This is a genomic window from Rhodanobacter denitrificans, assembly GCF_003335105.1.
Taxonomy (GTDB): Bacteria; Pseudomonadota; Gammaproteobacteria; order Xanthomonadales; family Rhodanobacteraceae; genus Rhodanobacter; species Rhodanobacter denitrificans_A.
In genome coordinates this window covers 26341-51958 of record NZ_QFWQ01000005.1, presented here as the reverse complement: position 1 = coordinate 51958, position 25618 = coordinate 26341, and the positions used below count along the sequence as shown (strand labels likewise).

The following is a 25618-nucleotide window of genomic DNA, read 5'->3' as shown; positions in this document are numbered from 1 at the left end:
CGGGCGTCGGTCGCGCCCTTCGGGACGACCGAGCCGCTGAACGCTCATCCGGAGCTATGCCGTAGCGGCCTTCAGGGCCGCTGCGAAGACGTCGCGGGCGGACGTCGTGCCGGCGACACACTCCGCACCCTTGACGCCAAGGTCAGTCCAGCCGGCGTTGATGGCCTCAAACATGGCTTCGGCCGGTCCGGTCTGGCCCTTGGGGATGCCGAGCTGTTCGAACGCTGCCGGCCATTCGGCCCGCGGAACGGCGAAGGCTTTGACGTCGAGATTCAGGACTTCTCCGAGTTGCGCCGCGACGTCATCCGCGCTGACCATCGAACCGAGCTCGATGACCCGATGACCCGACCACGCCGGCCCGGTCAGAAGCTTTGCGACCTCGGCGCCGATATCGTTGGTCGCAACCATGGTCGATTTCCGGCTGGTCGGGTCGTAGTAGACGGGGAGCGTGCCGCCTTGGGCGACGTGCAAGCCGTAAAGGAAGTTTTCGAAAAAGCCGCCGGCGCGCACGAAGGCCGTCGGGACTGTCAGGTTGCGAAAGCCTTGCTCCAGCAGAGACAGGGCCGTGATCATCCCCAACCCACTGGTTCTATTTGCGCCCATCGACGAGAGCGCGACGATCCGTGGCGGCGGCGCCTTAGTGAGCGCCTTGACATAGTTCGCGATGACGCCCTTGGCTTCTTTGAAGTCCGGTGAGGGCGCCCAAATCGCCGGCAACATCACAAACGCGCCGTCGACTCCCTCGAGCGCCCGCTCGATGGCGGCCGCGTCATTCCAGTCGCCGTCGACCAGTTCCACGCCCTGGCGCGCCCAATCCACCGCTTTCTCACGATCACGGACGAGCGCGCGGACCGCCTTGCCTTGCGCCAGCAAATGCCTTGCCGTTGCGCCGCCAACTTTTCCGGTAATTCCCATCACTAAAAACATGCGTTTTCTCCTGACCCGATAAGGTCTATAATTGAGGTAAGGTCTCATATTAAGACCTAGATCCTTCGCCGCAAGGAGGCAGTTTTTTGTAACCAGGTGAGACCAAGGGAACCCGCATGAGCACAGCATCAAGCGCGATCGAGAGATTCAGCCGATATCAGTCAGAAGACGCCCAGTCCGAACAGCCAGTCTGCTGTCCAGTGCGCGATGTGCTCGACCGCATTGGCGACAAATGGAGCATTCTGATGATCATGACGCTCGCGTCGCGATCCCAACGCTTCAGCGAGCTTCACCGAGCCGTCCGTGACATCTCCAAGCGGATGCTCACCCAGACCCTGCGGGATCTGGAGCGCGATGGACTGATCACCAGACATGTCTATCCAACCACTCCGCCGAGCGTCGAATATCGTCTGTCGCCGCTAGGCCGATCCCTGCTGGATCCGATGGCGAGTCTCATCGTTTGGGCCGACCGTAGCAGCGGCGAAATCCATGCCGCGCGCGCCCGCTTTGACGGCTCGCCCACTGATGTTCCTCAATCCAGGGCTGTCAAGACAAGGAAGACGGGCGTTCCAGCAGCGACTGGATAAAGCAGGTTTGGCCTCGCGCTCCCGTCGCGCATTGCATTCCGCCGCCAAGCCTACTGTTGCCGCATTCGCAGCCGGCATCACGTAGTAGTGAACGTAAGACAGCTTTTGAGTCGGAATGGAACAGTCGGTGCACTTCGTGAGTGGCCGCTGTTGGCCGGGAGCACATACCGCTGCGGTGTCCAGCCAATCTATCCGTAGCCGAATGAAAGCCCGATTCCAGCGGCCAAGCCCAATGCTGTGCGCATCGCGTGCGCCGCTATGATGGCAGCCCGCCTGCCGCACCGAGCTCCGCATGTCCAGCCACGCCACCCCCATCAAGGCGATCCTGCTCGCGCTGGGCGCCAACTTCGCGATCTTCGTGGCCAAGCTGGTCGCCGCCATCGTCACCGGCTCCGGCGCGATGATGGCCGAGGCTGTGCACTCGCTGGCGGACTGCGGCAACCAGGGCCTGCTGCTGCTCGGCATCCGCCAGGCGAAACGCCCACCGTCCGATGAATTCCCGCTGGGCTGGGGCCGTGCGCTGTACTTCTGGTCGTTCCTGGTGGCCATCCTGCTGTTCAGCGTGGGCGGCATGTTCTCGATCTATGAAGGCGTGCACAAGCTGACCAGCCCCGAGCCGCTGAAGTGGCCGTGGCTGGCGCTGGGCGTGCTGTTGTTCGGCATCGTGGTCGAAGGCGTCTCGATGCGCGGCTGCCTGCACGAAGTGAACAAGGCCCGCGGCGACCAGGGCCTGTGGACCTGGTTCCGCGAAACCCGCTCCAGCGAGCTGCTGGTGATCTTCGGCGAAGACCTGGCTGCCCTGCTCGGCCTGTGCCTGGCTGCGCTCGCCGTGGGCGCCACCATGCTCACCGGCAACCTGATGTTCGACGCCGTCGGCACCATCGCCATCGGCGTGCTGCTGATCGTAGTCGCCTTGCTGGTGGCGATCGAGGTGAAGGCGCTGCTGATCGGCCAGGGCGTCGAGCCGCGCCGCCGCGACGAGTTGCTGGCTTTCCTCAACGCCCGCCCCGAAGTCGCCGAGGTACTCAACCTGATCACCCTGCAGATGGGGCCGGACGTGATGGTGGCGGTCAAGGCACGCATGCAGCCCGGCGCCGGCGATCACGGCATGATCGAGGCGATCAACACCGTCGAGGCGGCCATGAAAGCCGAATTCGGCGACGTGCGCTGGAGCTTCTTCGAGCCGGATTTCGCCGACTGAACCCGCCTCGCAAGCCGCCGCTCAGTCCCCCTGCATCGCGGCTTCGCGCCCCTGCTGGCGGATGATCGCCTCTTCCCGCGCGTCGATGATCGACTGCATCACGCTGTCGACGTCGGCGATGCTTTCGTCGAACTCGAATTGGCCGCTGAGCTCGCTGTCCGGGTGCAGCTCGCCCAGTTCGTACAGCGCCCACATCTCCTCGCCGTAGTGGGTGTCCAGCAGTTCCGGCGCGAAACGCGACAGGCTGATGGTGATGTTGCCCACGTCACGGCGCAGCATCGTGCGCGCCGCATTGTTGCCGGCGGCGCTGACCACCTGCGGCAGGTCGATGATCACCGGGCCGGCCGGCCCGACCAGCACGTTGTATTCGGACAGGTCGCCGTGGATCAGCCCCACGCACAGCATGCGTGCCACTTGCTGCATCAGGAAACGGTGGTAGTCGCGGGCCGTGTCGGCAGACAGCTCCACCTCGCCCAGCCGCGGCGCGGAATGGCCGTCCGCGTCGGTGACCAGTTCCATCACCAGCACGCCGCCGAAGTAGCCGTAGGGTTTCGGCACGCGCACGCCGGCAGCGGTCAGCTGGTACAGCGCGTCGACCTCGGCATTCTTCCACGCCGCCTCCGCCTCCTTGCGGCCGAACCGGGTGGCCTTGCCCATCGCACGCATCTCGCGGCTTCCGCGTACCTTGCGGCCCTCCTGGTACTGCACGCGCTGCTGGAAGCTGCGCTGCGCCATGTCCTTGTAGACCTTGGCGCAGCGGATGTCCTCGCCCGAGCGCACGACGTAGACGGAAGCTTCCTTGCCGCTCTTCAGCGGCCTGAGCACCTGGTCGATCACGCCTTCGTCGATCAGGTCCTGCAGGCCCTTGGGGGTTTTCATGCGTCGTGGGCTTCGGTCATGGGAAACCTTGCATTATCCCCGATTGGCGACCGGCCCGTGGCGGGCGCCAAGCTGGTTGCGTACCGCCGCCGCGATCTCGAACGATTGCCGCCGCGCCGCGTGCTCGAACACGTTGGCGGTAAGCAGCAGTTCGTGCGGCCGGTGCCTGGCGATGAACGCCTCGATGCCGTCCCGCACCGTGCCGGCGGCGCCGACCACCGCGCAGGCCAGCGCGCGCTCCACCATCAGCTGCTCCGGAGGCGTCCAGTACGACCCGATGTCGTCGATCGGCGGCGGGATCAGCCCCGGCCGGCCGCGGCGCAGGTTGATGAAACTCTGCTGCTGGGTGGTGAACAGGCGCCGCGCCTCGGCATCGCTGTCGGCGGCGACCACGTTGAGGCCCAGCATCGCGTACGGCTGCTGCAGGCGGGCGGACGGGCGGAAATCGCGCCGGTACAGCGCGAGCGCCTCGTCCATCGCATCCGGCGCGAAGTGCGAGGCGAAAGCGAACGGCAGGCCGAGCTGCGCCGACAGCTGCGCGCTGAACAGGCTGGAGCCGAGCAGCCACACCGGCACCTCGATGCCGGCGCCGGGTACGGCGCGCACCGGCTGGCCGGGCCTCGCCGGCTCGAAATAGCCGAGCAGTTCCAGCACGTCCTGCGGGAACGCGTCGGCACTGTCGAAGTAGCGGCGCAGCGCCTTCGCGGTGGGCTGGTCGGTGCCGGGCGCGCGGCCCAGGCCCAGATCGATGCGCCCCGGATGCAGCGAGGCCAGTGTGCCGAACGCCTCGGCCACCTGCAGTGGCGCGTGGTTCGGCAGCATGATGCCACCGGCGCCGACGCGGATGGTCGAGGTGCCGCCGGCCACGTGGCCGATCAGCACCGCCGTGGCCGCGCTGGCGATGCCGGGCATGTTGTGGTGCTCGGCCAGCCAGTAGCGGTGATAGCCGAGCCGCTCGGCCAGCTGGGCCAGGTCGAGCGTGTTGCGGAACGCGTGGCTGGCGTCGCTGCCTTCGGTGACCGGCGCCAGGTCGAGGATGGAAAACGGGATCATGTCGGGCTCTCGCCAGGATGGATGGCCACGATGTGGGGGCTGCCGGGCGGATTGCCACCGTGCCTGCGCCTACAATGACCCACCTCCGCCCCACGGCATCCCGATGACCGAACCCGTCCGCCTCGCCAAACGCGTCGTCGCGCTGACACGGTGCTCGCGGCGCGAAGCCGAGCAATACATCGAGGGCGGCTGGGTACGGGTGGACGGCGTCGTGGTGGAGGAGCCGCAGTTCATGGTCGACGTGCAGCAGGTCGAACTCGACCCGCAAGCCGAGCTGGCGCCCGTCGAACCGATGACCCTGATCCTGCACAAGCCGCCGGGCTGCGACGCCGGCGACGGCCCAAACCCCGCCCGCGCACTGGTCACGCCGCAGACCCGCTGGGCTGAGGACGCATCAGGCGTGCGTCCGCTGAAACGCCACCTGCACCGGCTCGCCACGCCGCTGCCGCTGCCGGCCAGCGCCAGCGGCCTGCTGATCCTTACCCAGGATTGGCGCGTCGTCCGCAAACTCACCGAGGACATCGAGCGGGTCGAGCAGGAGTTCGTGGTCGAGGTCAGCGGCGAGCCGATCCCGAACGGGCTGGCCCTGCTCAACCACGGCCTGCACTTCAACCACTACGCGATGCCGCCGATCAAGGTCAGCTGGCAGAGCGAACGACGCCTGCGCTTCGCGTTCAAACTGCTGCAGCCGACCCGGATCGAGCCGATGTGCAACGCGGTCGGCCTGGAAGTACTGGCGATGAAATGCCTGCGCGTGGGCCGCATTTCGCTGGCGAAACTGCCGCCGGGGCAATGGCGCTATCTCGCACCGCACGAACGCATCTGAATCCGCGCACCACCAGCTTGCCCAACAGCCGCCGGAACGGCTTAGACTTGCCCGCGTGTCATGAATCGCCACCGTTCAACCACACCGCGGAGAACAGCATGAGCAAGGGTATGGACTCGAAGAAGAACGAGAAAAAGAAGCCGGCCAAGACCATGAAGGAAAAGAAGGCCGCCAAGCAGGAAAAGAAGAAGAACAAGTAAACCGGGCGCCTTGCGCACGGCTACACGGCGACCGCCGCAGGACATGACATACCGCCCCGCGGCACGCCAGCCTGCGAGCCGCGCGTGCAAACGGAAGCCGCTGGCCTCTCCCCCTCGCTAAACTTTTCCCATCCGACGCCGATAGTTCGACACGGGGCGCCCGGGAGCCGGCGCGCCGGAACGAGGGGCACGGGACATGGGGAACATGTGGCGGCGCATTTTTCGCAGCCGCAAGCCAGCGGCGTCAGCGAACCGTGCACAGCCGGCTGCCGTGATGACCGCGCGTGCGCCACCGATGGCGCCGATCACCCGCTCGGCGATGCCGCCGGCGGAACTCGAAGACCGGTTCCACCGCTTCGTGTTCGACCTGCCCGACAGCGACGCGGGCAAACTCCGTGCCGCCGAGCTGGCCACGCTCAGGCGGCTCGAACTGCTCGGCACGCGCTTCGACGTGCGCAACCTGCCGCGCCTGCCGGTGGTGTTGCCGCAACTGTTGCGTACGCTGAAAAGCGGCAATGCCGCCGGCGGCCAGCTGGCCACGCTGATCGGCCGCGACCCGCTGATCGTGGGCGAGGTCATGCGGGTCACCGGCAGCGTGCACTACCGTGCCGCGCAACCGATCAACAGCCTGCAACAGGCGGTGGTGGTGCTCGGCCAGGAGGGCCTGCACCGCGTGCTCGTCCAGCACGTGATGAAGCCCATTCTCCAATCCAATGCCGGCGCCTTCGGCCACGCCGCCGGCGAGCGGCTGTGGAGCCATGCCGAACGCTGCGCGCACGCCTGTGCCTGGCTCGGCAAGGCCAGTGGCTGCGATGCGTTCGAAGCCTACCTGGCTGGTGTCATCTGCCATACCGGGACCGGCGCCGTGGTGCGCCTGCTCGGCCGCCTGGCCCCTACGGACGGCGCGCCACCCTCGCCGCATTTCCTCGCCGGCTGCGCCGATCTGGCCGCACGGCTCACGCTGCAGGCCGCCCAGCACTGGGAATTGCCGCCGCGCGTGATCGATGCCATCACGGAATACCGGAACCGGGCAAGCCCGGCGGCATCGCCGCTGGGCAAGGCCCTGGTCGTCGCCGACCAGCTGGCGATGGCGCAGTTGCTGGGCGAGCACGACCGGATCGCGCAGGATCTCGACCTTGGCCCGGCATGGCCCGAATCGTTCGCCCCGGCATCGGTGGTGCGCTGCCAGCACGACCTGCGCCGCAATTTCCCGCCGCGGGAGGGCGCGTGAACCAGCCCGGCCGGCACAGCCGCGTCAGCGCAGGTCCAGGTGCATCGGCTGGGTGACCAGGCCGGTGTCGCTGACCAGCAGCGGCCCGCTGGGCACGAAACCGAAGTGCAGGTACACCGGCACCGCCATGGCCGAAGCTTTCAGCGTGAAGCGCCGCGTGCCGGCACGACGCACCGCATCGCGCATCGTGCGCTGCCACAACCGGCGCGCGATGCCGCGCCCGTGCATGCGGGTGCTGACGAAGAACTGGAACAGGTGGGAGTCGTCGCGCATCGCCGCCACGCCGACCAGGCGCCCGTTGTCCTGCCACGCCAGGTGGAAGCGCTGGCCGGCCAGGATCTTGCCCCGGATCGCCCTGGCGTCCATGCCGCGAAGCAGCGGCCCGGCCGCGCTGGCCGGCTGCCACGGCAGGATCCAGCGCCGCGTCACCCGGCGCGCCAGCACGCCGATCTCGAGTGCATCCTGCGGGCGGGCGAGGCGATAGCGGATGGTCATGGCTGCTCCCGCAAAAACGGTCGGCTCAGGGGTGGCGGACCCGCCACGCCGCCAACGCGACCTCGTAGCGTTCGAGCGCCTCTTCGTAGACGTCGTAGACGCAGCGCACGCAGCCCTCGCCGCAGCAGTCGGCGGCCTCCGGTGCGGTCGGAGGCAGCGGCAGCGGATCGGCTGGGTCGTCCGTGGGCGCCGGGAAGTCGGTGGGGCTGGTCATCCGGATCTCATGCAGCGGGCGGCAGATCCGCCCGCTGCACGATGGTGCCGCCGGAACTGCGGCGGCTCAAGCGGGCCGGCATCACTTCGCCGGCTTGCGGAACCGGTAGATGAACTGGTCGGTATGGCCGCGTATCGACTTGTCGAACACCTTCACGTCGTGCGGGTCGGCGGGATTGCGCAGGGCATGGCTCTCGCCGTCGAACACGAAACCGGCAGCTTCCACTTCCTTCTTCACCGTGGCCGGATCGATGCGGTGCAGCGTGTCGGTATCGGCCAGGCCGGAGCCGGCCGGGGCCACGTGGTCGATCACCACGAATACGCCGCCGGGCTTGAGCGCGTCGTAGACCTGCTTGTCGAAGCTGCCCATGTCCACCGGCCCCATGAAGGGGTCGTGGTAATCGTGATAGTTCTGCGCGGTGAACACCACGTCCACCGGTTCAGGCACGCTCAATTGCGCCGCCGGCTGCTGCAGCAGACTGACGTTCGCGTAGTGCGGCGTGGCCACCAGGCCCTGCCAGTTCGCCAGACTCTTTGCCGAGTATTTGTCCATCTCGTGCGGCCACACGGTGTAGACGTGGCCCTGCGGGCCGACGACGGCGCTGAACACGCGTGTCCAGTAGCCACTGCCGGGCACCAGTTCCAAAACCTTCCGGCCCGGCGCGACCTCGGCGAACGTGATCACTTCGGCGACCTTGCGACGGGCATCGTCGGCCTTGTCGGACTGGCGCGCGGGATCGTCGAGAGCCTTGCGCACCGCGGAGGGAACAGCGCCTTCATGCGGAGGCGAAGCCGCCGCCGCGGGTAGTACGAGAGCAAGCAGTACAGCAAGGACCGTCTGACGCATGGCATCTTCCTCCGCAGACCCGACCAGACCCCATTGTGCTCCCGAATCAGACGCCCGGTCCCGTGACGTCCGGCACGGTACGCCGGGCCGGCGCTGGATCCATGCTGGCCACCGGGCGACGCCCGTCACGCGACATCGCCGCTCCGCGCTGGTAAAACAGGCGCGAACCGCCTGAACATCCGATCCAGGGAACCCGATGCCGAGCCGCTCGACTCTCCTTGCGTTTTGCCTGGCGCTGGCCACGCTGTCCTGCGGCGGGCCGATACGCGCCCAGACGGCCGGGCAGTGGCAGGCGGAACAGCTCGCCGCCTCCGGGAAATCCGAGCAGATCATGCGGGAGGCCAACCAGCGCAAGGGCCTGCTGGCCCGCTACCAGGTGATGCGTTATGCCTTTGCCGCAGACAGGAACCCCGCGTTCCGGCTGATATTCAGCCAGTACCTGAGCTGGTACCAGACCTTCATCGGCGACTACCCCGACGCAGCGGCCAGCTTTTCCATCAAGCAGCCGCCGCAGAAGGACGACCATCCCGCGCCGCTGGCCGATGCCGGCTGGCAGGCCAGGCCGGCACTGGAAGCGATACCGGCATTGGCCCGCGACTACCGCCTGGTCTATCTCAACGAGGCGCACAACATCCCGCTCACCCGTACCCTCACGGTGCAGCTGCTGAGCCGGCTGCGCCAGGAAGGGTTCAATTATTTCGCCGTCGAAACCATCTACCAGACCGATACCAAGCTGCAATCCCGCGGCTATCCGACCAGTGACAGCGGCTTCTACACCGAGGAACCGATCAGCGCCGAAATGGTGCGCACCGCTCTCAAGCTCGGCTTCAAGGTGATCGGCTACGAGGCGCTCTCCGACGCCACCGGCGACGCCCGCGAGGCCGAGCAGGCGCGCAACCTCTACCGCGAGACGTTCGCGAAGGATCCGCAGGCGCGGGTGGTCGTCGAAGCCGGGTACGCGCATATCCAGAAGTCGGGCATCTTCCTCGGTGGCTCCTCGATGGCCCAGCACCTGCACAAGCTTTCCCGCATCGACGGGCTCTCGGTCGAGCAGACCATGCTGATCCCGCACCCGACCAAGGATGACGACCATCCCTATTACGCGCAGATCGTCGAAAAATGGCAGCCGACTGCGCCGATCGTGTTCGTGAACAAGGAAGGCAAGCCGTGGACGTTGCGCACCGGCTACGACGTCAGCGTGGTGTTCCCGCCTCAATTCCTGAGCCGCGGGCGGCCGACCTGGCTCACTCTCGGCGGGTTGCGCCGGCCGTATTTCGTCAACAGCGAGCGCTGCAAACACAATTACCCGTGCCTGATCGAGGCGCGCTATGCCGGGGAGGGCAACGACGCGATTCCGGCGGACCGCATGGTGCTCGATCCGGTGCCATTGAACGCCACGCCGCGAGACCGGGTTCTCACCGGCATGGAAGCCACACCGGGCGAACTCTATCTGCGGCCGGGAAGGTATCGCCTGACCATCGGCGACGAGCAGAGCCAGACGCTCTTCTCGCAGAACATCGACGTACCGGAATCGCCCGTCGCCCCCTCGCCCTAGCACGGCCCGCCCCACCCTTGTGCTCCGTCATCCTGCTGATGCCGCCGCTCACGCCCCCAATCGTCCCACCGAGAGATCGCCCATGACACACCCCAGGATCCGCCCCCTGCTGGCGATGGCCTGCATGCTGGCCACCGCCGCCAGCGCCACCGCCGCCGCTGCCGATCGCGACGACGGCGCCATGCTCGGCTTCAGCCGCACCGCCGCCACCGCCCAGCAAAGCCTGGAACAGCGTTTCGACGCGCAGCTCGATCCGGCCGAATTGCGCGGCTGGCTCAAGCAGATGGCATCGCAGCCGAACCAGGTCGGTTCTCCGCACGACAAGGCGAACGCCGAATTCATGCTGGCGAAATTCCGCGAATGGGGTTGGGACGCACACATCGAAACGTTCAGCGTGCTCTACCCCACGCCGAAGAAAGTGGCGCTGGAACTGCTGGGGCCGAATCCCTACACCGCGGCGCTGCATGAACCGGCCGTCGCCGGCGATACCACCTCCGACCTTGCGGGCGTCCTGCCGCCGTACAACGTCTACGGTGCCGACGGTGACGTCAGCGCGCCGCTGGTCTACGCCAACTACGGCATGCCGGACGACTACAAGGAACTGGCGCGGCGCGGCATCGACGTGCGCGGCAAGATCGTCATCACCCGCTACGGCGGCGGCTGGCGCGGGCTGAAGCCCAAGCTTGCGCAGGAGCACGGCGCTATCGGCTGCCTGATCTATTCCGACCCGCGCGACGACGGCTACGCACAGGGCGAGACCTATCCGCAGGGTGGCTGGCGGCCGGCGCAGGGCGTGCAGCGCGGCTCGGTGGCCGACATGCAGCTGTACCCGGGCGACCCGTTGACCCCGGGCATCGGCTCCACGCCCGGCGCGAAGCGACTGGCACTGAAAGACGCGAAGACCATCCTGAAGATTCCGGTGCTGCCGATCTCCTATGCCGACGCCACGCCGCTGCTGCAGGCGCTGCGCGGCCCGACGGCACCGGCCAGCTGGCGTGGTGCGCTGCCGCTGACCTACCGCGTCGGCCCGAGCGCGAGCAAGGTCCACCTGACCGTGCTGTCGGACTGGAGCCAGAAACCCGTTTACGACGTGATCGCCATGCTCAAGGGCGCTACCGCGCCGGACCAGTGGGTCGTGCGCGGCAACCACCACGACGGCTGGACCTTCGGCGCGTGGGATCCGCTTTCCGGCAATGTCACCCTGATGGCCGAGGCCAAGGCCATCGGCGGCCTCGTCAAACAGGGCTGGCGGCCCCAGCGCACGCTGGTCTATGCCAGCTGGGACGGCGAGGAGCCGGGTCTGCTCGGTTCCACCGAGTGGGCCGAGGCGCATGCCTCGGAACTGCAGCAGAAGGCCGTGCTGTACCTCAACTCCGACACCAACGGCCGCGGCTTCCTCGATGCCGGTGGCAGCCATTCCCTGCAGCATCTGGTCAACCAGGCTGCGGACGGCGTAACCGATCCGGAAACCCATGTCAGCGTGCGCGAGCGCCTGCGCGCGCACATGCTGGTCGACGGCAGCAGCAAGGATGCAAAACCGGAAGCGAAGGCCATCGCCAAGCTGGCGGCCGAAGGCGGCGACGTGCCGATCCAGGCGCTGGGTTCCGGCTCCGATTACAGCGCCTTCCTGGAACACCTCGGCATCGCCTCGTTGAACCTCGGCTTCGGCGGGGAGGACGACGACGCCGGCATCTACCACTCGCGCTACGACTCGTTCGACCACTATGCGCGTTTCGGCGATCCGGACTTCGGTTACGGCGTGGCGCTGGCCAAGGTCGCCGGGCACATCATGCTGCGCACCGCCGACGCCGAGGTGCTGCCGCTGCGCTTCGGCGACTTCAGCGACACGCTCGACCGCTACGTGGGCGAGCTGCACAAGCTGGTCGACGACACCCGCAAGGCCACCGAACAGCAACACAAGCTGCTGGACAGCCACGCGTTCGCGCTCGACGCCGACCCCACCCGCCCGGTCGCCGCGCCCGCGCGCGACTCGGACATGCCGGCGATCGACCTGGCTCCGCTGGACCAGGCCGCGAAACGGCTCAGGCAGAGCGCCCAGGCGTATCAGGCGGCCTACGCCAGACACGCCGCCGGCCCCGACCTGCCCGCAGCCCGGCAGCAGCAACTGAACCAGCTGATCGGGAGCATGGAGCAGACCCTCACCGATCCCGCCGGCCTGCCCGGGCGCAACTGGTTCAAGCACTTCATCTACGCACCGGGCATGCTCACCGGCTACGGCGTCAAGACCGTGCCCGGCGTGCGCGAGGCCATCGAGGCACGTCGCTGGGACGAGGCCAACCATTACGCCGCGCTCACCGCCAAGGTGCTCGACCGCTACCGTGCGCAACTCGACCGGTTGACGATGCTGCTGGACAAGCAGTCCTAGCCGGCGGCGTCACTCTCGAACATGGGGCGGCCGGATCATCGGCCGCCCTCGATCCGTTTCGAGTCCGCCACAATCCGGCTGCCGCTGCAGCCGCCCCCCGCACCACCCGGCCTGCTCGCGAAGAAGTCGAGAGGAGCCGCCTGGCGGCACCCGTCCCGATACGGCCGGCACCCTGCTATAAATGTCGGCGTGAAGTGGCCGGCACACTGTCTGGCTGCGTGTCACGACAGGGGGAAATAGACGATGGGAATGCAGCGCTGGATCGTTGCGGGTCTGCTTTTGCTGTCTACTGCCGTGCTGCAGGCGCAGCCGGTCTCATTTGCCGAACTGGCACGGCATGCGCAGTACAAGGATGTGAAGATCTCTCCGGACGGCAAGTATCTGGCCGCCACTGCAGTGGTGAAGGGACAGACCGTGCTGGCCCTGATCCGGTTGTCCGATCACAAGGGCAACCTGGTTCGCCCGCGGCAGGAGGACGATGTCACCGATTTCTGGTGGGCCTCTGATACCCGCGTGCTGTATTCCGTGGGTGAACGCGTCGGCGGTTACGACGTTCCGTTCGCCACGGGCGAACTGTTCGCGGTCAACGCCGACGGCAACGGCGCGAACATGCTGTATGGCTACCGCCGTGCGGGCATGAGCACCGGCTCGCACATCCAGCAGGCAACGGCCGAAAACGGCAGCGCGGAGCTGATCGCCACCATCCCGGGCGATCCCAACCATGTACTGGTATCCATCAGCACGTGGTCGGGAGCGGGGTTCGAGGGCGCCATCCCGGTGGCCTACAGCATGGATGTGCGCAACGGCAACAAGACGCAACTCATCGTAGCTCCCATGCGTGGCGCAGGCTTCGTCGCCGACCACCAGGGGCGGATCCGTTTCGCGGCGGGTTTCGACAACGACGGCAATACCCGGGTCTATCAGCATCCGATCGGCGGGGACGGCTGGCAGTTGCTGCCTGAGGCAAGCAAGAACCGCTCGATGCCGATCGGATTCAACCGCGACGACAGCGAGGCGTATTTCACCTGCTCTGCGCCCGCCACCTTCGGCATCTGCCGCTGGGATCCGGCAAAGCAATCGCTCAGCGTCGTATGGAGCAATCCGCACGTCGAAGCGACCCGGATACTGCAAGGCCTGGCCGACGACAGCATCCTCGGCGTGGGCTTCATGGACGGCCGTACCGGCGCGGCGCTGTTCGACGCGCAGTCCATCGATGCGCAGACCCTGCTGGCCCTGATGAAGCAATTCCCCGGCGAGAGCGTCCGCTTCGTCTCCGGCACGCGCGACGGCAGCCTGAGCGTGGTGCTGGTCGAGGCCGATGCCGATCCCGGCACTTTCCTGCTGTACGACGCCAAGGCCCGGAAGCTCACGCCGCTGCTGGCCAGGGCCTCGTGGATCGACCCTGCCAGGATGGCCACCATGCAACCGGTCGACTTCGCGGCACGCGACGGCATGCAGCTGCACGGCTATGTGAGCTATCCGCCCGGCAAGGAAAGCGCCAGGCATCTGCCGATGGTGGTGCTGGTACACGGTGGCCCGTTCGGCATCCGCGATCACTGGGAATACCAGCCGGACGTGCAGGCGCTGGCAACTCGTGGCTACGCCGTGCTGCAGGTGAACTACCGCGGTTCCGGTGGCTACGGCTACGACTACGAACGCGCCGGCTGGAAGGAGTGGGGTGGCAAGATGCAGGACGATGTCACCGACGCGACCCGCTGGGCGATCGCCCAGGGTATCGCCGACCCGCAGCGGATCTGCATCTACGGCGGCAGCTACGGCGGCTATGCGGCACTCGAGGGCGCGATGAAGGAGCCGGACCTGTACAAGTGCGCGGTCGGCTACGCGGGCGTCTACGACCTGCCCCTGATGTACCGCCGCGGCGACACTCCGCAATCCAGCTTCGGCGAGGCTTACCTCAAGCGCCAGCTGGGCGACGACATGGGCGTGCTGGCCGGCCATTCGCCGATCAACCAGCTCGACAGGCTCAAGGCACGCGTGATGCTGGTGGTCGGCGGCGAGGACAGGCGCGTGCCGCCGGTCCAGGGCATCAGCCTGCACCAGGCGCTGGCGAAACGGAACATTGCGCACGAATGGCTGTACAAGCCCAACGAGATGCACGGCTTCTACGACGAGACCAACCAGGCCGAGCTGTATGCGAAGCTCGTGCAGTTCGTCGACTCCAGCATCGGCCCCGGCACCACGGGGACGGGGAACAGCAATACCGCCGCCGCCCACTGACCCTCTGCGGGGACAGACGCGCTCCTGCCCGGTTCCGGCAGGAGCGCGTCATTACGGCTCGCCCATGTGGCGGCCGGTCGCCGCAGCAGCGCGGCCGACGGTTCGGATGGCCCTGCCCAACTGATGGGCTACGCGCAACCACACCCGTTCTGGCAGAGTGCGGCGATCAGCTGCCACGCGACTCCTGGGGAAAACTCATCATGCATGCATCCGTCCGGCTCTTGCTCGCCGTCCTGCTGGCGTCTGGCTCCTTGGGAGCATTTGCGGCGACCGGAGCCGACAGTTCCAAACCGTATGCGCGCGACCCCGCGCAGCCGATCGACCAGGCGTATACGGCGCAGATCCTGAAGTTCACCACCGATCCCTCGTTCAACTCGCCGCTGACCGACTACCTGCCCGCCTCCATCAACGTGCCCACGCCGGAGAAGGTGCTGGGTCACATCGCCGGCGCGCCGGACTACCTGCCGCGCGTGGCCGAGGTCCATCGCTACTTCCGCGAACTGGCCGCGGCCAGCCCGCGGGTGAAGGTGTTCACCATCGGCAAGAGCGAGGAAGGCCGCGAGATGATCGCGGTGGCGATCGCCGACGAAAACCTGCTGGCCGGCCTCGACGCGAACAAGGCGCGCCTGGCCAGGCTGGCCGACCCGCGCAGCATCGGCATGGACGACGCCGTCGCCGACCAACTGGTTGCGCAATCCACGCCGGTCTACTACATCACCGGCACCATTCACTCCACCGAGACCGGCTCGCCCACCGCGCTGATGGAGTTGGCCTATCGCCTGGCGGTGGACGAGGCGCCGTACATCCGGCACATCCGCTCGCACGTGATCACCCTGATCACCCCGATCGTCGAGGTGGACGGCCGCGAGCGCATGGTCGACCGCTACAACTGGCACCTGGCGCATCCGGGCGAGAACTACCCGCCGCTGCTGTACTGGGGCCATTACGTGGCGCACGACAACAACCGCGACGCGATGGCGATGACGCTGAACCTCACCCGCAACGTGGCCGATACCTATGTCGGCTGGCATGCGCAGGTGCTGCACGACCTGCACGAGTCGGTACCGTTCCTGTACGACAACACCGTGGGCGATGGCCCGTACAACGCCTGGATCGACCCCATCCTCACCGGCGAGTGGCAGCAGCTGGGCTGGGACAACGTGCAGCAGCTCACCCGCCTGGGCATGCCCGGCGTGTTCACCCACGGCGACTTCGACACCTGGAGCCCGGGCTACCTGATGTTCATCGCCGCCATGCACAACGGCATCAGCCGCCTGTACGAGACGTTCGGCAACGACGGTGCCGACACCGTGCAGCGCATCCTTGATCCGAGCGATTACCAGCGCACCTGGTACAAGCCCAATCCGCCGCTGCCGACCGTGTTGTGGTCGCAGCGCGACAACAACAATTACCAGCAGACCGGCCTGCTTGCCGCGCTGCATTATTTCTCCGACAACGGCCAGCTGTTCCTGAAGAACTTCTATCTCAAGAGCAAGCGCTCGATCGAGAAGCCGCAGGAAGCCGGCCCGGCCGCCTATGTCTTCCCGGCCGACGACCGGCGCACCGGCTCGCGGGCGCAGCTGCTGCGCATCATGCAGTTGCAGCATGCGGAGGTCAGCCGCCTCACGGCGCCGGTCACGGTGACGTCACCGAAGCAGGACGACGACAAGAAGAAAGCGGGGACGCGGACCTTCCCCGCCGGCAGCTACCTGGTGCGCATGGACCAGCCGTATTCGCGCATCGCCGATGCGCTGCTGGATCGCCAGTACTGGTCGCCCAAGGATCCGCAGCAACATCCCTACGACGACACCGCCTGGTCGATGGGCGACCTGTTCGACGTGCAGGTAGTGCGCGTCACCGACACCGCGATCCTCAAGGCGCCGATGGAACCGGTCGGCCAACCGATCGCTGTGCCGCAGGGCCTGCCTGCGATCGACATGCCCGCTGCGAAGTTGCCGCGCATTGCGCTGATGCACACCTGGCTGGATACCCAGACCGAAGGCTGGTGGCGCATGGCGCTGGACCGGCTCCACGTGCCATACAGCTACATCAGCACCCAGGACGTGGCGAAGGCCGGCGACCTGCGCGCGAAGTACGACGTGATCCTGTTCGCCCCGGTCGGTGGCGCCAGCATGCAGCAGATCGTCGAAGGCCTGCCTATGTGGGGCAACCCGATGCCGTGGAAAACCACCGCGTTGACGCCGAACCTCGGTCACATCGACGCCACCGACGACATCCGCCCCGGCCTCGGCGCCAGCGGCCTCGCTCATCTCAGGCAGTTCGTGCAGGCCGGCGGCCTGCTGGTCACCGCCGAGGACACCGCGAAGTTCGCCATCGATGCGGGCCTGGCGCCTGGCGTGTTCGTCACCCCGAGCACCAAGCTGAAGGTCGTCGGCAGCGTGCTGCAGGCGAAGTTCGTCGATCGCCGCAGCCCGATCGCCGCCGGCTACGAGCGCGACGAGCTGGCGCTGTACAGCGCCGCGGGCCAATCGTTCAGCGTGTCCAGCCTGGTCACCGGCGACCACGGCCTGCCGAACGCGAAGGATTACCAGCGCCCGACCGGGCGCGGCGGCCCGCACGACGCGGACACGCCCGAGGGCCGTTCCTCGGTCGCCGCGCCGGCACTGCCCGACGTCAAGCCATGGCAGCCGTTGCCGCTGAACGCCGAGCAGACGCGCAACAACCCGTGGGTGATTCCCGCCGACCGGCGTCCGCGGGTGATCCTGCGCTACGCCGATGCGAAGAACCTGCTGATTGCCGGCCTGCTCGACGGCGGTGACGAGATGGCCGAGCGCGCCGCCGTGGTCGACGCCCACTACGGCAAGGGCCATGTGCTGCTGTTCGCCAGCAACCCGATCTGGCGCGGCGAGACCATCGGCAGCTATCCGCTGGTGTTCAACGCCATCGTGAATTTCGACAGGCTGGATACGCCGCCGGCACAACCCTGAGGCCGGCGACGCTTCCACCCGGTCATTTTGACGGCGGTGCGACCGGCTTCATCGCGGCGTCGCGCACGGCCTTGAACGGGTTGCCGGTGTACCACTGCGGCCATACGCCCGCACGGCTGAGGTGCTGGCCCAGTTCGTACAGCGCCTGGGTATCCTCGAGGATGCCCTGCAGATTCCAATGCGGGTCGAACACGTCGTTGGTGGTGTGGTAGCGGTGCGCCGTGTAGTCGTCGGCCGCCTTCTGGCCGGCGGCCCGGCCGCCATCGAGCAGGTCGAGGCCCGAACTGGCCAGCATCGCCGGCACGCCGGCCCGCGCGAAGTTGAAATGGTCGGAGCGGAAGTAGAAGCCGTTCTCCGGCGTGGTCTCGGGCGAAATCACCCGGCCCTGCCTGTGCAACACGCCGGCGAGCATGTCCTCCAGCTCGGACTGGCCCTTGCCGATCACCGTCATGTCGCGCGCGGGGCCGATGACCGGCAACGCATCGACGGCGATGTCGGCCACCGTGCGGTCCAGCGGGAAGAGCGGCTTCGCCACGTAGTACTGCGAACCGAGCAGGCCCGATTCCTCCAGCGTCGGCATGAAGAACAGCACGCTGCGCTCGGGCGGCTTTGCCTGGTGCGCGAATGCGTTGGCGATCTGCAGCAGCATGCTCAGGCCGGTGCCGTTGTCGATCGCGCCGGCATAGACCTGGTGGCCCAGGCGGGTCGGGTCGGTGCCCAGATGATCCCAGTGCGCGGTGTAGACCACCACCTCGTCGGGCCTGGAACTGCCCTTGACCAGCGCCACCACGTTCTTCGATTCGATGTGGCCGATCTTGTTGCGCAGCGTGATGGAGGCCGTCGCGCCCAGAGGCACCGGCTTGAAACCCGGCTTCGCCGCCGCCTGTTCGAGTTCAGCGAAATCGAGGCCGGCGGCGGCGAACAGCCGGACCGCCGCGTCGCGCGTCAGCCAGCCTGCCACCGGCAGCCGCGGCGACGGATCGACGCTGGCCGGCAGGCTCAGCTGCGGCCCGACCGCGCCGTTCTGCAGCACGCTCCACGGATAACCGGCCGCGGCGTCGCTGGTATGCACGATGAAGCAGGCGGCAGCGCCCTGCAGCGCCGCCTCCGCATACTTGTACGGCCAGCGGCCGTACCAGGTCATCGCGCGGCCGTTGAACAACTTCGGGTCGCGGCTGGCAAAGCCGGGGTCGTTGACCAGCACGATCACCGTCTTGCCCTTCACGTCGACATCCCGGTAGTCGTTCCAGTGCCAGGCGGGTGCATCCGCACCGTAGCCGAGGAACACCACCGGCGAATCCTTCAGCGCGACCTCGGCTTTCGCCTGCAGGGTCTGTGCCACCATGTCGGTGCGGTACGCCAGCTTCAGCGGCTTGCCGCGCGCGGTGACGTCCAGGCTGACATCGGTGTTCAGCAGCAAGGTGGAGTCGGCCGGCACAGTCTGGAACCACGAGCCGTGGTTGCCCGGCTGCAGGCCCATCCGCTTGAACTCGGCCACCAGGAAATCGGTGGTGCGCTGCGCGCCGATCGTGCCGGGTTTGCGCCCGCCGAACGCATCGGAGCTGAGCGTCTTGTCGAAGCGGGCGAAATCGGCGGCGTTGATCGAAGGCGCCCGCGCCGTGTCTGGCCCAGTCGCTGCCGCCTGCAGCGGAAGCGCGGCCAGGCCCAGGGCGACCACCAGGGCGAAATTCCTCACTCGCATCAAAACGCTCCCACCGATGAAATCGACCACCTTTGTAGCGCGCACTTGTCCCGCTGTCCATGCGACGGGTTGCAGTGGCGAACGCAAGATGCAACGGCTGGCCGACACCATCATGATGCGGCCGCCATCACCAGGCATCAGGGCATCGTGCACCCGCACGACATTCAGCTGCGCATGTTCGCGTCAAAAAGCCTGACCCGGTTGCGCCCTTCATGCTTGGCCTGGTAAAGGGCGCGATCGGCATCGATCATCAGTTGCCGCAACGCGTAACCGGAGTCGACTGCGGCAGCCACGCCGAAGCTGGCCGAGACCGGGATATCAGGCGCATCCCTGGTGCTCGAAACGGCGGCGATTGCCGCGCGCATCTGCTCGACCCGCACCAGCACGTTGTCCCGCGTGCACTCGGGCAACAACAGGCCGAACTCCTCTCCGCCGAGACGGCCGAACACGTCGGTGGAACGCAGGTGCGCCTGGCAGGCATCGACCGCGCGCTTCAGCACCCGATCGCCCACCGCATGCCCATGGGTGTCGTTGACCAGCTTGAAGTGGTCCAGGTCGATCAAAACCAGGCAGATATCGCGTGCCGATTTGCGGCAGTAGCGCAACTGCCGCTCGGCCTCGGTGACGAAGTGCTGCCGGTTGAAGATGCCGGTGAGGCCGTCGCGCCGCGCCAGCCGCATGAAGCGCAGTTGCGAACGCTTGATGCGGTAGGTCCACAGGACAATCGATGCCAGTACCAGCAGCAGCAGGGCGATATACAGCCGGCTGGCTTCCGCTGCCTTGCGATCCAGCTCTCCCTGCAGGGTGAGAATCCTGTTCTTCTTGTCGAGCCCCTCGATCTGGAGCTTCTTCGCCAGCACCTGCTGTTTGACAATCTGATAGGCGAGTGCCTTCGCGCTGAGCCTACTCTGGTAGCCATCGTGGGCAGCTGAGTATTTTTCAAGGTATGCCAGGGCGCCATTGCTGTTGCCCATTTTCTTGTCGACCTCGTAAAGCACTTGATAGGCGTTCGCCGTCGACTCCGAATACTGCCTGTTGGCGTTCGTCGCCAGGGCGTCATTGGCAAATTTCGCTGCCGAGACGAGATCCCCACTCTCCCAGTAAGCCGTGGCCAACGTAGACTCGAACTGGGAAAGCTGAGGTGGAAAGCCTGCTTGCTGCACCTTGGGGTAGCTCGCTTGCAACACGCGAATAGCCGACTCAGGGCGCCCCTGCCTCAGGTCAAAACTTGCCAGCAAATGCTGGAAACTGAGCGAAAACAGTGTATCGCCCGCCTTTCCGCATGCCTCGGTGCCATCGTGAAGCTGATCGGCGGCCAGCTGTGTATCACCACTTTGAAACAGCGCATCCGACTTGTAGAACCAGCCCCGACATGCACCTTGGGCGTCGGTACTTTCCTTGATTATTTGATCGGCATAGCGAACGGACACATCGTATTGACCTGCCTCGTTGTTCAGCTGCGCCGCGACGCCAAGTCCCTGCATGCGGACGTCGCTTTCCTTCATGGTCGGCAACTGGTCCAGCAAGGGATTGAGTCTGGCAAAAGCCTCCTCATACCGAGACTCAGCTACCAGAAGGTCGATCACCGTGGCACTGGCACGAAACGCCAGAACAGGATCTGCGGTTTGATCGGCGACCGCCGTCAACGATGGCAGGGCTTCTTTGTAGTTGCCTGCAAAGGCGACTTGCCGTGCCATAAGGTAACGCTGATGTAGTTTCTGCTGGGGGGAGAGCCGCGCCGCAATTTGATCAAGTCGGCCCATGAGTTCATTGAACTCGGCGCGACGGGAAGGCTGCGCGATTTCGGCTTCTCTTAGCAATTGCGCGGGATCGTTGGATACAGGCGCAGTCGCAGCAACCGCGCCTGCGACAAACCAGGGCAGAAGTGCGCAGCATCGGAGCATCAGTCTGTATCTGCCAGCCTGGTTCATGAGCTAGCCAGTGGTCGTAGGCGCAGAAACGACAAATCGTGAAGCCAGGCCCTTAATCTCACCCCCTTCCCTTGTCATTCTCCTTGTCCTTATCGTTGTCGTTCTCCTCCTCCTCTTCGCAGCTGCCGTCACACTCCTCCTGTTCTTCATCTGGCTTGGCAGGGTTGATCAGACAGCAGAACGGATCCTGCCCCAGCAATGCCTGCAATCCCTGTTCATCCCCGGCAAGGATCGCCACCCGTAGCTCCGGATCAATCTCTGCCTCAGTCAATGCGACGGCCAGCGCCTCCGTGTCAGCATGACGCCACTGTGCGTCCTGGCCGACAGTTTGGAGAAAATCGATTACGTCGAACATCGGTTACCCCCTTTCCCGCTGAGAATCCGGTAACGCTGGAGTCACGAACGACGGATGGTGTTGACGAAAGACTCGAAGCTTTCACTGAGTCCTTTTACGGAACCAGCCAATGCCGGGCGATTTCAAAGTTCACCTGCAACACGTTGGTGAGCCGCTCCGTCACTAGCTTCGGTGAGCCTTGTCTCCCCGGCGCCGCCCTTTTGTCCGTTGCAAGCAGTAACACCAACCTGCTCCAGCAAACCAAAAATACACCATCACTTCGCACCGCACATGACGAACTGGTTTTGGATGGCCGATTGCCAGCCTGCCCGGATCGCCACCCGTTCCGCTGGAGACTATTCCCCAGTGCAATAACCCTGCCCTGGATTATCGGCCCATTCGACCTGTCGAGCTCGCTTTCGGACGGATGGAGCTTCCGACACCGAGCCTTTCAAATAGCGCCAGCAACGGCTCGTTCCAGCACGGAAAGCCGCGCCGAACCTTGTGACCGACCTGCACGGGGTGGGGCTGCTGGCGCCATCCTCGTATCTTTCATGCCTGCGTCGACCTGCGGCAGCGTGCAGGAAGATAGCCGTCCGATGCGCGTATGTCGGCAGACGGACGGAAGAGCGGTTACTGCACACTCCCGGTTGCCGCGCCGACGGTACCCAGACGCGGCTTTGCCCGACCATCGCTCACGCTGACCCGGTTTCGACCCTCGCGCTTGGCCTGGTACAGCGCATCGTCGGCGTGGATCAGCAACTGGCGCAGATCGTGGCCCGAACGTGCGGTGCTGGCCACGCCGAAGCTGGCCGAGACGCAAATGTCGTCGACAGCATCGCCGCGGACCACTTCCACGATAGCCCGCCGGATCCGTTCAGCCCGGCTCAGCACCTGCTCGAGCGTGCACTCCGGCAACACGATGCCGAACTCCTCGCCGCCCAGGCGGCCAAAGATATCGGTGGAGCGCAGATGCGCGTGGCAAGCCGCCACCGCGCGTTTCAAAACGCGATCGCCAACCGCATGCCCGTAGTTGTCGTTGACCGCCTTGAAATGATCCAGATCGATCAGCACCAGGCAAGCCTCCCGACCCGACTTCCGGCAGTACTGCAATTGCAGCTCGGCCTCATTGACAAAATGCTGCCGGTTGAAGATGCCGGTGAGGCCGTCGCGCCGCGCCAGCCGCATGAAGCGCAGCTGGGAGCGTTTGATGCGGTAGGCCCAGAAGCCGATGAAGGCCAGCACCGTGACCAGCAGGATGATGTACAGCCGGCTGTTCTCCGTGGCTTTCCGGTCGAGGTTCTGCTGCAGCCGCAGGATTTCGTTCTGCTTGCTCAGGGTGTCGATCTGCAGCTTCTTGGCAGCCAACTGTTGCTGCACAGTCTGGTAGGCAAGTGCCCGGGCATTCACCGCGTTCAGGTAGCCCTTGTTGGCCAGCATGTACTGCTCGTGGTAGACGAGGGCCTTGTCCAGATGGCCCTGCTGCTTTTCAATCAGGTACAGGACGCGATAGGCGATGCTGAGCGACTCGGCGTACTCGTTGCGCGTGCTCTGGTCGACGACTTGGAGAGCGAACCGTTTCGCCTGCGCCAGCTGGCCGGTACTCATATAAGCCTCGGCCAGCAGGGCGTCGAATTCGGAAATCAACATCTGGTAATTGCTGTGCGTGACGCTGGCGTAATTGCCCTCCAGCAAACGGATGGCGTCCTCGGCATGGCCGCGCTGGAGCGCCAGGCTGGCCATGTAAAATCTGATGCCATTGCTGTAGAGGGGATCCTTCGCTTCCGTGCAGATTTCGATGCCTTTGCGGAATTGCTCGTCGATACCTTCCAGCCTGCCGCTCTTGTAGAGCGCGGCCAGCCTGGCGTGTTCGGCCTTGCAGCTGTACGGGCCGGGGCTTTCCTTGAATACCTGGTCGGCATAGTCGAACGCCAGGTCGTACTGCCCCGCCTCTTCATACAGGTAAGCAGCGATGACCAAGGCCTGCCCGCGGGCATCCGCATCGGTAATTTCCGGCAACCGGGCGAGCAGCTGGCTCTCCAGCTGGAACGCCTCCTCGTAACGCGAACGCTCCGCCAGGGTATTGACTTTCAGCACCTTGGTCCGGAAGAGGACAGTGGTATCGTGGGACTTCTCCAGAAGTTCTCCGACCATGGCGTCTGAAGCATGGTAATCGCCGCGATAGGCAGCCTGCCAAGCCTGGAGGTAGTGCAGGTAACCAGTCTGCTCCTGCGTCAGCGCAGCCCTGTCGTGGTCCAGTCGATCAAGAATCCGCTGGAACTCCCCCTGATCGGACAACTTGATGCTGTCCGCATGCTTGAGCGACACCGAAACGTCGCCTGAGGCGACGGGTACGGCAGCCAAGGCCGTACCCGCCGCAAACAGCATCCCGAGCAGGACAAGTCCAGCAATCTGCATTCCATGTCGCTTGCCGGATGTATGCATTGCCCTCGCCCAACGACTCAGCGGCCCCAAAGCCCCGAACCTCCGCTGCTGTCACGCCCCGGGAGCTCCCCCGGCATCATCCTACTGCTCCTTGCCCAACGCCAGAAACCCGATGGCTGGTGCCATGCCAAACATAGCCTCCAGTTGGGTCTGACTCCCGGAACGAATGGCCTCCTGGACTTGAGGATCAAAACCTTCAGCAACCAGTGCAAGCTTGAATTCGTCCCCTGTTCCGCGGCCAAGCCGCGCATCCTGGCCAACTTGATCGGGAAATTCGACGTCCGACATGCAATTCCCTCAGGTTGAAGCTGGCTGGAACAGCACACCCGGGAGAGTCGAGATTCCTCATTCGCAGTACGCCAGCGAATCCTTCCTGCCTCAGGCACGCCGTTGGTGGTAACCCCCGCGCTCCTCATCCGAGGCCGAATCCTGGCTCGGTTGCAACATCGCAGGGACCAGCATGCAGCACACGTTTGTCGCACCCACGAGTGCTGTCAGCCGTGCCTGATCCTTCGCCAGTATGGCATCACGCACTTCATGGTCGACCTGGATACCTGCAAGTATCCGCTGCATGTCCTCAGCGGGGGCATAGCGCAAACTGGCGTTCTGCCCGACGGTTTCAAGAAAATCGACGATATTCGACATGGCGCGTCTCCTAAAATGTTCGATGGATGGAATGGCGCGATTCACCCGGCTCCGGGAGTGCAATGTATTTTCCCGGCAACTGGCCGCGAATCGCGCCGATTCATCCTAGGGACGGCGCCAATGGCAGCTTGCCTACCTGTTCACAAAATACCCATGTCCGGCCGGATTTCGGCCTTGTCCAGCGCGTCCAGCCGCGCGCGCATTTCCATGTCGGGCTGCAGCGGGCCGACCGGCGGCAATACCACGGTGTCTTCCATACTTACCTCGGCGTGCGGCAGGTCGCCCAGCCGGATGCGCCGGATCCGCGGCTGCTGGATTGGCAGGGTCGCGCCGCGGTAGATGGTGATCTCGTGGTCGGCCGGGTAGTCGCGCGCCAGTACCTCGACCAGCAGTTCGCGGTAGGCCGGGCCGGTGGAAAAGCGTGCCAGCGACTGGTCGCCGACCAGGCCCACCTGCCACAGCACCAGGTAGGCGGTCGGGTCGATCCGGCGCCGGTAGAACAGCAGCTGGCTGGCCTCGAAGTGCTGGCAGCCGTAGCGGCCGGGGTCGATGCCGAGGTCCGCATAGAGGCAGTCCTCGGCGGAGATCCCAGGCTCCATGTGCGCGGCGTAGCCCTCGCTACGGGCCACCTCGATCGACTTGTGCGGCGCCCAGGCGAACACGCCGGGATGGCCGTAGAACACCCCGCACACCCTCTTGCCCGCGCGCACCTCGGTAAGGATCGCCTCGACCATCTCGCGGTAGGTCTTCATGCGCGACTTGCCCTCGCGGTAGTACGGCTGCAGGCTGCGCACATCCGGATGCATCTTGTGCAGCCACATCTCGACGATGCCGTCGGAGAGCCCGGCGAACACCACGTCCGCTTGTTCGATATGGCTGCGCGCCAGCGGCCCGAGGTGCGAACCCAGTGTCATGCCCAGGCCCACGCAGACCAGGCTTCCGGGTGAAGGTGCTGCATCCATGGCGGTCGCTCGT

At 65.8% G+C, this 25618-nt stretch carries 21 protein-coding genes; 8 read left to right on the top strand and 13 right to left on the bottom strand.

What is annotated here, in order from left to right; all coding sequences use genetic code 11:
• Positions 1-54 precede the first annotated feature (54 nt).
• Complete coding sequence (locus tag DEO45_RS07485) at positions 55-927, bottom strand: NmrA family NAD(P)-binding protein (RefSeq protein ID WP_114342065.1); 873 nt, start codon at positions 925-927, stop codon at positions 55-57.
• A 116-nt stretch (positions 928-1043) separates the two neighbouring features.
• On the opposite strand from DEO45_RS07485, the gene DEO45_RS07480 reads away from it, so the two are divergent.
• Both DEO45_RS07480 and DEO45_RS07475 read left to right on the top strand, forming a co-directional pair.
• Positions 1044-1514, top strand: coding sequence for a winged helix-turn-helix transcriptional regulator (locus DEO45_RS07480; RefSeq protein WP_114342063.1), 471 nt, complete (start codon positions 1044-1046; stop codon positions 1512-1514).
• Positions 1515-1806: 292 nt separating this feature from the next.
• Entirely contained in the window at positions 1807-2715 is a 909-nt protein-coding gene (locus DEO45_RS07475; protein WP_114342061.1) for a cation diffusion facilitator family transporter, read from the top strand.
• 21 nt (positions 2716-2736) lie between these two features.
• On the opposite strand, the gene DEO45_RS07470 is transcribed toward DEO45_RS07475, so the two are convergent.
• Positions 2737-3594 carry a PA4780 family RIO1-like protein kinase gene (locus DEO45_RS07470; protein ID WP_114342059.1) on the bottom strand — a complete coding sequence of 286 codons (858 nt, stop codon included), beginning with the start codon at positions 3592-3594 and terminating at the stop codon, positions 2737-2739.
• A 33-nt stretch (positions 3595-3627) separates the two neighbouring features.
• Entirely contained in the window at positions 3628-4647 is a 1020-nt protein-coding gene (locus tag DEO45_RS07465) for an LLM class flavin-dependent oxidoreductase (protein ID WP_114342057.1), read from the bottom strand.
• A gap of 103 nt (positions 4648-4750) precedes the next feature.
• Here DEO45_RS07465 and DEO45_RS07460 point away from each other — a divergent pair, with 103 nt between their 5' ends.
• The gene (locus tag DEO45_RS07460) at positions 4751-5473 is read left to right on the top strand and encodes an rRNA pseudouridine synthase (protein ID WP_114342054.1); all 723 of its coding nucleotides are present in this window, start codon (positions 4751-4753) and stop codon (positions 5471-5473) included.
• A 474-nt stretch (positions 5474-5947) separates the two neighbouring features.
• Positions 5948-6904, top strand: coding sequence for an HDOD domain-containing protein (locus DEO45_RS07450; protein ID WP_223250819.1), 957 nt, complete (start codon positions 5948-5950; stop codon positions 6902-6904).
• A gap of 24 nt (positions 6905-6928) precedes the next feature.
• Here DEO45_RS07450 and DEO45_RS07445 read toward each other — a convergent pair whose 3' ends face one another.
• From DEO45_RS07445 to DEO45_RS07435, 3 genes are all read right to left on the bottom strand, one after another.
• Entirely contained in the window at positions 6929-7399 is a 471-nt protein-coding gene (locus DEO45_RS07445) for a GNAT family N-acetyltransferase (protein WP_114342048.1), read from the bottom strand.
• Between the two features lie 25 nt (positions 7400-7424).
• Positions 7425-7613, bottom strand: a complete 189-nt coding sequence (locus DEO45_RS07440; RefSeq protein WP_114342046.1) for an oxidoreductase-like domain-containing protein — start codon at positions 7611-7613, stop codon at positions 7425-7427.
• 81 nt (positions 7614-7694) lie between these two features.
• The gene (locus tag DEO45_RS07435; protein WP_114342044.1) at positions 7695-8459 is read right to left on the bottom strand and encodes a class I SAM-dependent methyltransferase; all 765 of its coding nucleotides are present in this window, start codon (positions 8457-8459) and stop codon (positions 7695-7697) included.
• A gap of 196 nt (positions 8460-8655) precedes the next feature.
• Between DEO45_RS07435 and DEO45_RS07430 the strand changes: the two genes are divergently transcribed.
• The 4 genes from DEO45_RS07430 (at position 8656) to DEO45_RS07415 (ending at position 17586) form a co-directional block, all read left to right on the top strand.
• On the top strand, positions 8656-10014 hold the full coding sequence (locus tag DEO45_RS07430; RefSeq protein WP_114342040.1) for a hypothetical protein: 1359 nt from the start codon (positions 8656-8658) through the stop codon (positions 10012-10014).
• 82 nt (positions 10015-10096) lie between these two features.
• Entirely contained in the window at positions 10097-12400 is a 2304-nt protein-coding gene (locus DEO45_RS07425) for a transferrin receptor-like dimerization domain-containing protein (protein WP_114342036.1), read from the top strand.
• A gap of 243 nt (positions 12401-12643) precedes the next feature.
• Positions 12644-14638 carry an alpha/beta hydrolase family protein gene (locus tag DEO45_RS07420; RefSeq protein WP_114342033.1) on the top strand — a complete coding sequence of 665 codons (1995 nt, stop codon included), beginning with the start codon at positions 12644-12646 and terminating at the stop codon, positions 14636-14638.
• A 200-nt stretch (positions 14639-14838) separates the two neighbouring features.
• Positions 14839-17586, top strand: a complete 2748-nt coding sequence (locus DEO45_RS07415; protein WP_114342030.1) for a M14 family zinc carboxypeptidase — start codon at positions 14839-14841, stop codon at positions 17584-17586.
• 22 nt (positions 17587-17608) lie between these two features.
• On the opposite strand, the gene DEO45_RS07410 is transcribed toward DEO45_RS07415, so the two are convergent.
• The 7 genes from DEO45_RS07410 to DEO45_RS07380 all read right to left on the bottom strand — a co-directional run bounded on the left by DEO45_RS07410 (position 17609) and on the right by DEO45_RS07380 (position 25605).
• A complete protein-coding gene (locus tag DEO45_RS07410) occupies positions 17609-19288 on the bottom strand; it encodes a M28 family peptidase (RefSeq protein WP_114342026.1) in 1680 nt (559 codons plus the stop codon).
• 164 nt (positions 19289-19452) lie between these two features.
• Positions 19453-21219 carry a tetratricopeptide repeat-containing diguanylate cyclase gene (locus tag DEO45_RS07405; protein WP_223250818.1) on the bottom strand — a complete coding sequence of 589 codons (1767 nt, stop codon included), beginning with the start codon at positions 21217-21219 and terminating at the stop codon, positions 19453-19455.
• A 58-nt stretch (positions 21220-21277) separates the two neighbouring features.
• Positions 21278-21574, bottom strand: a complete 297-nt coding sequence (locus DEO45_RS07400; protein ID WP_114342022.1) for a hypothetical protein — start codon at positions 21572-21574, stop codon at positions 21278-21280.
• A gap of 612 nt (positions 21575-22186) precedes the next feature.
• Positions 22187-23971 (bottom strand): GGDEF domain-containing protein, encoded by a 1785-nt coding sequence (locus tag DEO45_RS07395; RefSeq protein WP_114342018.1) that lies wholly within the window; start codon positions 23969-23971, stop codon positions 22187-22189.
• A 108-nt stretch (positions 23972-24079) separates the two neighbouring features.
• Positions 24080-24286, bottom strand: coding sequence for a hypothetical protein (locus DEO45_RS07390; RefSeq protein ID WP_114342014.1), 207 nt, complete (start codon positions 24284-24286; stop codon positions 24080-24082).
• 90 nt (positions 24287-24376) lie between these two features.
• Entirely contained in the window at positions 24377-24643 is a 267-nt protein-coding gene (locus DEO45_RS07385) for a hypothetical protein (protein ID WP_114342010.1), read from the bottom strand.
• Positions 24644-24783: 140 nt separating this feature from the next.
• A complete protein-coding gene (locus DEO45_RS07380; RefSeq protein ID WP_189339695.1) occupies positions 24784-25605 on the bottom strand; it encodes an SAM-dependent methyltransferase in 822 nt (273 codons plus the stop codon).
• Between the last annotated feature and the right edge of the window lie 13 nt (positions 25606-25618).